Here is an 8,980-nt window from a genome sequence, read left to right as displayed (position 1 = left end):
CCTGTAGCCGACCTTCTTTTTTTTCAACTGTTTTACCGGGCCAGTTACCGGTGTGTTGGTGGGAGCCAGTGAGGGCATTAAAGATCGTACTTTTGCCGACATTGGGATTACCAGCTAAGGCTATCATGCATCCGCCGATGCTGAGCTATTCGCTGCTGAATCAGGGCATTGAGTTCCGGTTCAAGCCCACCGAGTTCACCCAGGTCAACATCGACATCAACCGCAAGATGGTCGATCGCGTGATGGCAGTGCTCGATCCGGCGCCCGGCGAATCGGTGCTCGACCTTTTTTGCGGAATCGGCAACTTCACCTTGCCGATCGCCAAGCGTGCGAGCCGGGTCGTCGGTGTCGAAGGCAGTTCCGAATCGGTGAAACGCGCCCGCCAGAATGCGGAAGCCAATGGTCTCGGCAATGTCGAGTTTCATGTCGCCGATCTGAGCCAAGCCCTGAACGATGCCGAATGGGCGACTCGGCGTTACGACAAGATATTGCTCGATCCCTCCCGAGCGGGTGCCGAAGAGGTTTTGTCCTATGTGCCGCGCTGGGGGGCGCGCCGTATCGTCTACGTTTCGTGCAATCCCTCCACGTTGGCGAGGGATGCCGGCATCCTGGTTCACCAGCACGGCTACCGTCTGATTCGCGCGGGCGTTATGGATATGTTTCCGCAGACGGCACACGTGGAATCCATCGCGCTCTTCGAGAAGGCGTAGAGGCACCGTGGGCGACGACCGGCCTGAACCGCCGTTCTACCTTCGGGTCAGTATTCCCCGCCAGGAGCTCGATCTTGTCGAGAACGGCGAGGTGATCCGCACCTGGCCCGTTTCCACCGCCAAGAACGGTCCCGGCGAACGCATGGGCAGCGGCTGCACTCCGCGCGGCTGGCATAGCATCCGGGCCAAGATCGGAACGGGGTTGCCGCCCAATACCGTATTCGTCGGACGCCGGCCGACCGGGGAGATTTACGATGCGGTTCTCGCCGCCCGATTTCCGGAAAGGGACTGGATTTTGACCCGCATCCTCTGGCTCGGCGGTCTGGAACCCGGCTTCAACCGCTACGGGGCAGTCGACACCACCTGGCGTTACATCTATGTCCACGGCAGCCCCGACGAAGGCGTCAACGGAACCCCGGCCTCCCACGGTTGCATCCGCATGAAGAGTTCGGACGTGGCCGATTTATTCGAGCGGGTGGAAGTGGGAATGCGGGTGTTGATTGAACCGTAGAAGGTAGAGGGGTGGGTTAGGTGCGCATGAGGAGCACTTTTCCATTTGCCGCTGAGTTGGAAGCGCACCGTAACCCACCGAAATGGGGCATCGATGCCGCTCCGGTGGGTTACGACGCGCGTCAAGCTTGGAGCAGGTTGACGGCACGACGGGTATGCGCGTCTAACCCACCCTACGAAGCTACAAAGCGGCCATCACTCGGCTGCGGCCGGTGGTACGTTTAGAGTGAAAGTCACCGGTCCGTCATTGACGAGTTCGATCTGCATATTGGCGCCGAACCGTCCGGTTTCCACGGGCGAGTGCCGGGCCCGCACCTTTTCCACGAAATAGTCGAACAGACGTTTTCCGGTCTCAGGATCGGCGGCGGGAGTGAAGCTCGGGCGCATCCCCTTTCGGGTATCGGCTGCCAGAGTGAACTGGGAGACCAGCAAGACCCCGCCGCTCACGTCCGTTACATTGAGATTCATCTTGTCCTCGGCATCTCCGAAAATCCGGTAACCCAGAATCCGCTCGGCCAGACGGACGGCTTGAGCTTCCGTATCGCCCTTTTCGATGGCGATCAAAGCGAGTATCCCCCGGTCTATTTTTCCGACGCTTTCGCCGGCCACGGTCACTTCGGCCCGCGTCACCCGCTGAATGACGGCGATCACGATCAATACCGCGGCATATCGGGTGCGACTTCCCTAGCCCAGGCGTCGATGCCGCCCCGTAGGTTGGCGATATCGCTGAATCCTTGGCGCTCCAGATAATCGCCCACCATGCGGCTGCGCATGCCGTGATGGCAGATGACGACAATTTCCTGCGCCGGATCGAGTTCGGCGAGCCGGTAGGGAATATCGTTCATGGGAATGTGTATGCTGCTTTCGATATGGCAGTGGGCGTATTCCTGTGGTTCGCGCACGTCGAGCAGGAGAGGTTTGGGGTTGGCGGTCTCGAGATAGCTTCTAAGTTCCAAGGGCGAGATATCGCGCATCATGATTTCCATACGTATGAAAAAAGCGAATCGGTGCGGTTCTTACCTCGCCGCACCCTATGTCTCGTAGGTCGGCAATCCCTTGCCGACCCGCTATGTCGGGAAAGGATTCCCGACCTGCACTAGGTCACGATCCGATTATTTAACGGCGATGCCATTTTCCTTCATCGCCCTCAGCACGGTTTGGCCGATGTGGGCCGGGTTTCGCGAGACATACAGCCCTAAGGCTTCCATGGCGTCCATTTTGGCGCTGGCCGTGTCGTCTTCGTTGGAAATGATGGCGCCGGCATGCCCCATGCGCCGGCCGGTGGGGGCGGCGATGCCGGCTACGAAGCCGACGACGGGCTTTTTCATATTTTCCTTCGCCCAACGAGCTGCCGCCACTTCCTGGGGGCCGCCAATCTCGCCGATCATGACCACAATTTCGGTTTCGGGATCGGCTTCGAAGGCGCGCAGCACGGTCATGAAGTCAGTGCCGTTGATGGGGTCGCCGCCGATGCCCACCGACGTGGTGATGCCGAGTCCCAGGGCTGCCATTTGCTCGGTGGCTTCGTAGTTGAGCGTTCCCGAGCGGGAGACGATGCCGATGTTGCCCTTTTTGTAGATGTGCGAGGGCATGATGCCCACCTTGCATTCGCTCGGCGTGATGATGCCGGGAGTGTTGGGGCCGACGATGATCGTATTCTTGCCGGTGCGGTAGCGCTGGAGTCGGATCATGTCGTGCACCGGAACGCCGTCGGCGATGGTCACCGCTACTTTGATTCCTGCATCGACGGCTTCCATCAAGGCGTCGGCGCTGAACGGCGGGGGCACGAATACGGCGGAAACGTCGGCTCCGGTGGCGGCCACGGCTTCGGCCACGGTGTCGAATACCGGTAGACCCAAATGAGTGGTGCCGCCCTTGCCGGGCGTAACGCCGCCGACGACATTGGTGCCGATTTTCATTGCGTCTTCGGCATGGAAGGTGGCGTGTTCGCCGGTGAAGCCTTGGAAGATGACCTTGGAGTTTTTGTTAACGAATACGCTCATTGATGCTTACCCTCTCACCGTTTTGACCGCTTTGGCCGCTGCGTCGTCCAGATTTTCGGCGGTAATGAAGGAGAGGCCGGATTCCGCCAGGATCTTGCGGCCTTCTTCCACATTGGTGCCGGCCAGGCGCACGATCAGCGGAACCTTGATCTGGAGGCTGTTGCAGGCTTGGATCAAACCTTTGGCGATCCAGTCGCAGCGGTTGATGCCGGCGAAAATGTTCACCAGGATACACTTGACGTTAGGATCTTCCAGCACGATACGGCAAGCGTTGGTGACTTTTTCGGGAGAGGCGCCGCCGCCGACATCGAGGAAATTGGCCGGACGTCCGCCGTGCAGGGTGATGGCGTCCAAAGAAGCCATGGCGAGACCGGCACCATTAACGATGCAGCCGATGTTGCCGTCGAGCGCGATGTAGTTGAGGCCGTGACCGGAGGCTTCGACCTCTTTCGGGTCTTCCTCGGCCAGGTCGCGCATTTCCGTGACGGCTTTCTGGCGATAGAGGGCGTTGTCGTCGAAGCTGAACTTGGCGTCGAGCACCATCAGTTTGTCGTCACCGTTCCCGACGATGGCTAGGGGATTGATTTCGGCCTGCAGGGCGTCCTTGTCGCGCATGCAGCGGTAGATGGATTTCATCAGCTTGACGGCTTGCGGCATCAGCTTGCCCTTGAGGCCGATGGCGGTGGCGACTTTACGGCACTGAAAGTCCAGAAGGCCGATTGCGGGGTCGATGACTTCCTTGACGATCTTTTCGGGGGTCGCTTTGGCGACCTCTTCGATTTCCATGCCGCCTTCGCTGGATGCGATGATGGTGATGCGCTGAGAGCCGCGGTCGATCACGAAGCCTAGGTAGAATTCCTTTTTGATGTCGCTGGCTTGCTCGATCCAGACACGCTGGACGATGGAGCCTTCGGGGCCGGTCTGATGGGTGACCAGGTGGGTGCCGATCATGGCATCGGCGGTTTTTTGCACCTCGGCGATGGAGTCGACGACCTTCACCCCGCCCGCCTTGCCGCGGCCGCCGGCATGAATCTGTGCTTTGACGACCCACTTATTGCCGCCGATTTCCTCGGCCACCTGAGCCGCCTGCTGGTCGGAGTAGGCGACGCCGCCAACCGGAACCGGCACACCGTATGATTTCAGCAGTTCCTTCGCTTGATATTCATGGATGTTCACTGATTGCTTTCCTCTCTTCAATGTAGGTCAGGCTGGGCCGGCAGACCGTAACCCGACGATAGGAATGTCGGGTTACGATTCGGTAACCCGACCGACGGAAATCCCCTACGACTGGCGGGCCTCTATTTGTTCGATCTGTCTGACCACATTTTCGGCCATGCGGATCGAAGCAGCATCGATCAGGCGGCCGTCCAGGGACACGGCGCCCTTGCCTTCCTTCGCCGCCTTTTCCATTTCGACCAAGATGCGGCGGGCGCGATTCACTTCCTTTTCGGTAGGGGTAAAGACTTCGTTCGCCAGGGCGATCTGGGACGGGTGAATGGCCCACTTGCCTTCGCAACCGAGAGCGGCGGCACGGCGCGCGGCGACCTTGTAGCCTTCAGGGTCGCCGAAATCGCCGAACGGACCGTCGATGGGCCGCAGCCCGTAGGCGCGGCAGGCAGCGACCATGCGGGAAATGCCGAAATGCCACTGATCGCCCCAATGGAAATAACGCTGGCCGTTTTCGTCGGGATCGGTGAGCATGCCATACTCGGGATTGGCTCCGCCGATCTGCGTGGTGCGGGCGCGCACGGAGGCGGCGTAGTCGGCCACGCCGAACACCATGGCTTCCATGCGCTCGGGGCAGCTTTTCGCAATCTCTTCCACGTTCGCCATGCCCATTGCGGTTTCGATCAATACGTGGATGTTGATGGGCTTGAAGCCTTTATAAGCCTCGATTTGGGACAGCATGGTGGCGACGAAATACACGTCGGCGGCGCTGCCCACTTTGGGGATCAGAATGGTGTCGAGTTTGTCGCCGCAGGCTTCGGCCACTTCTACGAGATCGCGGTAGGCGTAATGGGTGTCGAGTCCGTTGATTCGGATGGAAACGGCGCATTTCGACCAGTCATAGGTGTTCAAGGCCTCGATGATGTTGGCCCGCGCCTGCTCTTTATCGTCCGGAGCGACTGCATCTTCCAGGTCGAGAAAGACTACGTCGGCGCCGGATTCGGGCGCTTTTTCCAACATACGCTTGTTGCTGCCCGGAACAGCCAACTCGCTACGGTGTAATCGATTTTTTACGGCCATGTCGTGTCTCTGTATTTATTTTGGACCAGTGAATGTTGCATCCGGGCGAATATCCGTCATATCCCGATTAAAACAGGCAATGTCTTAAATTCTTATGGATTGATTCGCCGCGGGCAAGGAGCAAGGGAGGGCCAGGCATTCGCTTGATATCCAGGCGGTCGTCCTCGTGCTCAGCGATATCACGCGGCGATAGCCTGAGCCGTGGCCCCACAAACTGTCTGTTGCAGCCTAACTCGCCATTATAACCGCAAGGCTGTATGTTTCGGCTAGCCCAAGAAAAGCAACGGTCCAAATAGCCACAATTAGCAAAAATAATGAAATAGACTAATTGTTGTATGGAGATTTTTTTGTTAGGATCGTGCCGACATGCAACTTTTTGTTGCTGGCATGCAACGGATTTAGGTTCAACTCGCACGAGGGGGAATAAGAATGATCAAGAAATCGACTGGTATGGCAGCAATGGTTACTGCCGCTGTCGCGGTGGCCGGCTTGGCGCCGCAGCAGGCTATGGCGGAGAGCCACTACAAAGGTACGTCTGCTCAGGCCGATATCGAAAGACGTTTGCAGATGATGGAAGACGAGATGCGCGCGTTGCGTTCGGAATTGGCGAAGGCGCGTTCCGATGCCAAGGTCAATGCGGAACGGATGGACGCGCAGCAGCAGAAGGTCGAACAGCAACTTGCCGAAGCCGAGGAGCATGAGAAAGAGCATCATGACCTGCTCTTCTTCCGCGGCGGTTATGCCAAAATGGAGCATGGCCGTGGCTATAAGACCAGCTCTCCGGAAACGCTGCTAGTTAATACGGAGCCGAACGACAATGATGGCTGGTACGTCGGCGCCGGTTTCGACCATCAGTTGACCGACGATTTCTGGGGTCTGACCGATATCGCCTCGCTAGACGGCGAGGTCATGTTCGAATACAAGAACTTCGGCACCGGTACGAACACTCTAGTTGCCATAGCACAGACCGATCTCGGTAATTTAGGCCGTATCGAAAACAAGATCACCCAGTTCACTCTGACGGCCGCGCCGAAAATCAAGTTCAACAATATGGGCAACTTCAGGCCGTGGATCATTCCGTTCGGTCTGGGCATCCACGTCATCAGCCCGCCGTCCAGCGGCGTAACCGTGCTCAATCCCGGCCTGATGCTGGGCGCCGGTGCCGAATACAAGATCTGGGGCGACCTGTGGGCCGGTCTTGATTTCCGTTATCACTTCACTGGCGATGACTTGGACATCAAAAGCGACAGTGGTGTGCTCAAGGGCGTAGACACCGACGGCCTTACCGCCGGCGCTTATCTCGGTTTCGGCTTCTAAGAGCCTTTCAAGCCGAAAAGAAAAGGGGGATGAGAATCCCCCTTTTTTCTTGCCGAGAAAATACGTCCGATTGTCCGATGCAGGTGTAGAATTTTTCGACATCGTCCGCATCGAAACACGATATGAATATTGCTCTGAAATGCCGCCATCAATCGATGGCGGTTTTGTCCGCGTTCCGGATTGGCAGTTAGGTTCTCCGCTGGTTCATTATTCCGTTACGCCAGGTCCAAATTCCTGCCCGACCTGAGCCTGTCATGAGAATTCTCTACCCCGAAATCGAACCCTACGCAGCCCATCAATTCAAACGGAATAAGCATCAGATCTATGTGGAAGAATGCGGGAATCCCTCCGGAATGCCCGTCGTGTTCTTGCACGGTGGACCGGGTTCCGGCTGCAGGGCTTATCACCGCTCTTTTTTCAATCCCAACAAGTACCGGATTATTCTTATAGATCAGCGAGGCGCTGGGCGTTCGCTTCCCCATGGAGAGCTCCACGGCAACACTACGTCCGACTTGATCCGTGATTTGGAGTATATCCGCCATGCGCTTCGAATCGATCGCTGGTCGGTTTTCGGGGGCTCCTGGGGCGCGACCCTGGCGCTCGTTTATGCGCAGCGCCATTCGTCCAGGATCGTCGGACTGGTGCTTAGGGCGGCGTTTCTGGCCCGCCAGCGCGATATCGAATGGTTCATCGGTTCGGGCGCGGACCGAGTTTATCCGGAGGCGTGGGAACGATTTATGGAAAATATCCCGGAGCCTGAGCGGCCTCATCCTTTGTCTTACTTGTATTCATGCCTGACCGGCGATGACGAATTGGCCCAGCGGCGTGCCGCCCGCGCATGGGCGCTGTGGAGCGGCCAGGTCATTGTCGGCAACGAGTTCGACTCATCGGAGTTGAACGAGCATGTATCGTCCGAGGTGGTCAACCAAGCTCGGATCGAACTCCATTATGCAGTGAACAGATATTTCATCCCGGAGAATGCGATTTTGGAGCAATGTGACAGGATTCGTCATTTGCCGGTAATTTTGATCCATGGCCGTCGGGATTTGGTTTGCCCCGTCGAATCGTCGTTCAGTCTTTACAAGCGCCTGCCGAACTCCGAGCTGCGCGTTTTGCCGAATGCCGGCCATATCGCTGCCGGCGATGAAATGATCGATGCCTTGGTTACGGCCGCGGATGAAATGGCCGAGCGGTTCGGGTCATGAACGGAAATAAACGCCTGATCATTGCAATGACCGGCGCGACCGGTGCCGTATACGGCTTGCGCCTGCTTCAGGTGCTGCGCGACATCGGGGGATGGGAAACGCACCTGATCGTTTCCTCGGCGGGTGTGCTCAATATCCATCATGAATTGGGCATGAAGCGCGCCGAGGTGTGCGCGTTTGCCGATGTCGTTCACGATGTCAACGATGTCGGAGCCAGCATCGCGAGTGGTGCGTTCAAGACCCGCGGCATGATTATCGCGCCGTGCTCGATGAAAACCTTGGCGGCAGTGGCGCACGGATTTTCCGACAACCTGATCTCGCGCGCGGCCGACGTAACACTTAAGGAGCGTCGTCGATTGGTCGTGGTGCCGCGCGAAACGCCGTTGAATTTGGCGCACATCCGCAACATGGCCGCCGTTACGGAAATGGGGGGCATCATCTTCCCCCCGTTGCCGGCGTTTTACGGCAGGGCGAAAACGTTGGCGGCGCTTATCGACGAGACAGTGGGACGGATTCTCGGGTTGTTCGAGATCGAAACCGATGCTCTGTATGAGCCGTGGGAAGGTCTGGGCAAATCATAGTGTGTGACCGCACGCCTACGGCTAGCATGTTCAGGGAAGGAAATAAAAATGAACGACTAAACGAGATTCCAATCGGTTCCTCCATTGCCGCGGGTTGATGGATGAGGCATTTGAAGGGGTATGCAACCAATGGCGGAAAAAATCGATCATAAAAATAGAACTGCTATCGTATTCGGCTCGATAAGGTTGATTTTTTATTTCCTCGCAATTTTCGTTACTTACGATTACCTGGCGAGGTCGAGCCGAGCCGATGCGGAAAACGTTTTCAGCGAAGGGTATTTTGTCGAGTGGCTGCAATATGGCCTGATCATGGCGACCATGTCTCTCTATTTTTTCGGTGCTTGGCGCTTGAAGCACCGTCGGCCTTTGTTTCTGATGCTCGGAATGTTCGCCGTGATCGCTTCGAT

At 57.5% G+C, this 8,980-nt stretch carries 12 protein-coding genes; 6 read left to right on the top strand and 6 right to left on the bottom strand.

The features are described from left to right. The coding region (locus tag ABJK70_RS16195) for a FeoB small GTPase domain-containing protein (protein ID WP_347258477.1) at positions 1 to 127 on the bottom strand (127 nt) is incomplete at its 3' end. Between ABJK70_RS16195 and rlmD the strand changes: the two genes are divergently transcribed. Together rlmD and ABJK70_RS16185 are read left to right on the top strand one after the other, a co-directional pair. Then, positions 126 to 710, top strand: coding sequence for a 23S rRNA (uracil(1939)-C(5))-methyltransferase RlmD (gene rlmD, locus ABJK70_RS16190; RefSeq protein ID WP_347258476.1), 585 nt, complete (start codon positions 126 to 128; stop codon positions 708 to 710). The genes ABJK70_RS16195 and rlmD overlap by 2 nt on opposite strands. A gap of 7 nt (positions 711 to 717) precedes the next feature. Further along, on the top strand, positions 718 to 1,221 hold the full coding sequence (locus tag ABJK70_RS16185; RefSeq protein ID WP_086135284.1) for a L,D-transpeptidase: 504 nt from the start codon (positions 718 to 720) through the stop codon (positions 1,219 to 1,221). A 194-nt stretch (positions 1,222 to 1,415) separates the two neighbouring features. On the opposite strand, the gene dtd is transcribed toward ABJK70_RS16185, so the two are convergent. The 5 genes from dtd to ABJK70_RS16160 all read right to left on the bottom strand — a co-directional run bounded on the left by dtd (position 1,416) and on the right by ABJK70_RS16160 (position 5,470). Further along, positions 1,416 to 1,871, bottom strand: a complete 456-nt coding sequence (dtd, locus tag ABJK70_RS16180; protein ID WP_347258475.1) for a D-aminoacyl-tRNA deacylase — start codon at positions 1,869 to 1,871, stop codon at positions 1,416 to 1,418. A 2-nt stretch (positions 1,872 to 1,873) separates the two neighbouring features. Beyond that, positions 1,874 to 2,197: a rhodanese-like domain-containing protein gene (locus ABJK70_RS16175; protein WP_245245445.1), complete on the bottom strand. Its 324-nt coding sequence runs from the start codon at positions 2,195 to 2,197 to the stop codon at positions 1,874 to 1,876. Positions 2,198 to 2,332: 135 nt separating this feature from the next. Continuing rightward, positions 2,333 to 3,223: a succinate--CoA ligase subunit alpha gene (gene sucD, locus ABJK70_RS16170; protein ID WP_077731181.1), complete on the bottom strand. Its 891-nt coding sequence runs from the start codon at positions 3,221 to 3,223 to the stop codon at positions 2,333 to 2,335. 6 nt (positions 3,224 to 3,229) lie between these two features. After that, positions 3,230 to 4,399 (bottom strand): ADP-forming succinate--CoA ligase subunit beta, encoded by a 1,170-nt coding sequence (gene sucC / locus ABJK70_RS16165; protein ID WP_077731182.1) that lies wholly within the window; start codon positions 4,397 to 4,399, stop codon positions 3,230 to 3,232. Between the two features lie 105 nt (positions 4,400 to 4,504). After that, entirely contained in the window at positions 4,505 to 5,470 is a 966-nt protein-coding gene (locus ABJK70_RS16160) for a CoA ester lyase (protein ID WP_077731183.1), read from the bottom strand. A 450-nt stretch (positions 5,471 to 5,920) separates the two neighbouring features. Here ABJK70_RS16160 and ABJK70_RS16155 point away from each other — a divergent pair, with 450 nt between their 5' ends. The 4 genes from ABJK70_RS16155 to ABJK70_RS16140 form a co-directional block, all read left to right on the top strand. After that, complete coding sequence (locus ABJK70_RS16155) at positions 5,921 to 6,787, top strand: hypothetical protein (RefSeq protein ID WP_347258474.1); 867 nt, start codon at positions 5,921 to 5,923, stop codon at positions 6,785 to 6,787. A 254-nt stretch (positions 6,788 to 7,041) separates the two neighbouring features. Continuing rightward, the gene (gene pip, locus ABJK70_RS16150) at positions 7,042 to 7,992 is read left to right on the top strand and encodes a prolyl aminopeptidase (RefSeq protein ID WP_347258473.1); all 951 of its coding nucleotides are present in this window, start codon (positions 7,042 to 7,044) and stop codon (positions 7,990 to 7,992) included. Beyond that, the gene (locus tag ABJK70_RS16145) at positions 7,989 to 8,573 is read left to right on the top strand and encodes a UbiX family flavin prenyltransferase (protein WP_077731186.1); all 585 of its coding nucleotides are present in this window, start codon (positions 7,989 to 7,991) and stop codon (positions 8,571 to 8,573) included. Before pip ends, ABJK70_RS16145 begins: the two co-directional genes overlap by 4 nt. A gap of 129 nt (positions 8,574 to 8,702) precedes the next feature. Further along, the coding region (locus tag ABJK70_RS16140) for a hypothetical protein (protein ID WP_347258472.1) at positions 8,703 to 8,980 on the top strand (278 nt) is incomplete at its 3' end.

This window comes from Methylocaldum sp. (assembly GCF_039794385.1).
Taxonomy (GTDB): Bacteria; Pseudomonadota; Gammaproteobacteria; order Methylococcales; family Methylococcaceae; genus Methylocaldum.
Note: the sequence above shows the minus strand (reverse complement) of the source record. Positions and strands in the feature narration are given on the sequence as shown.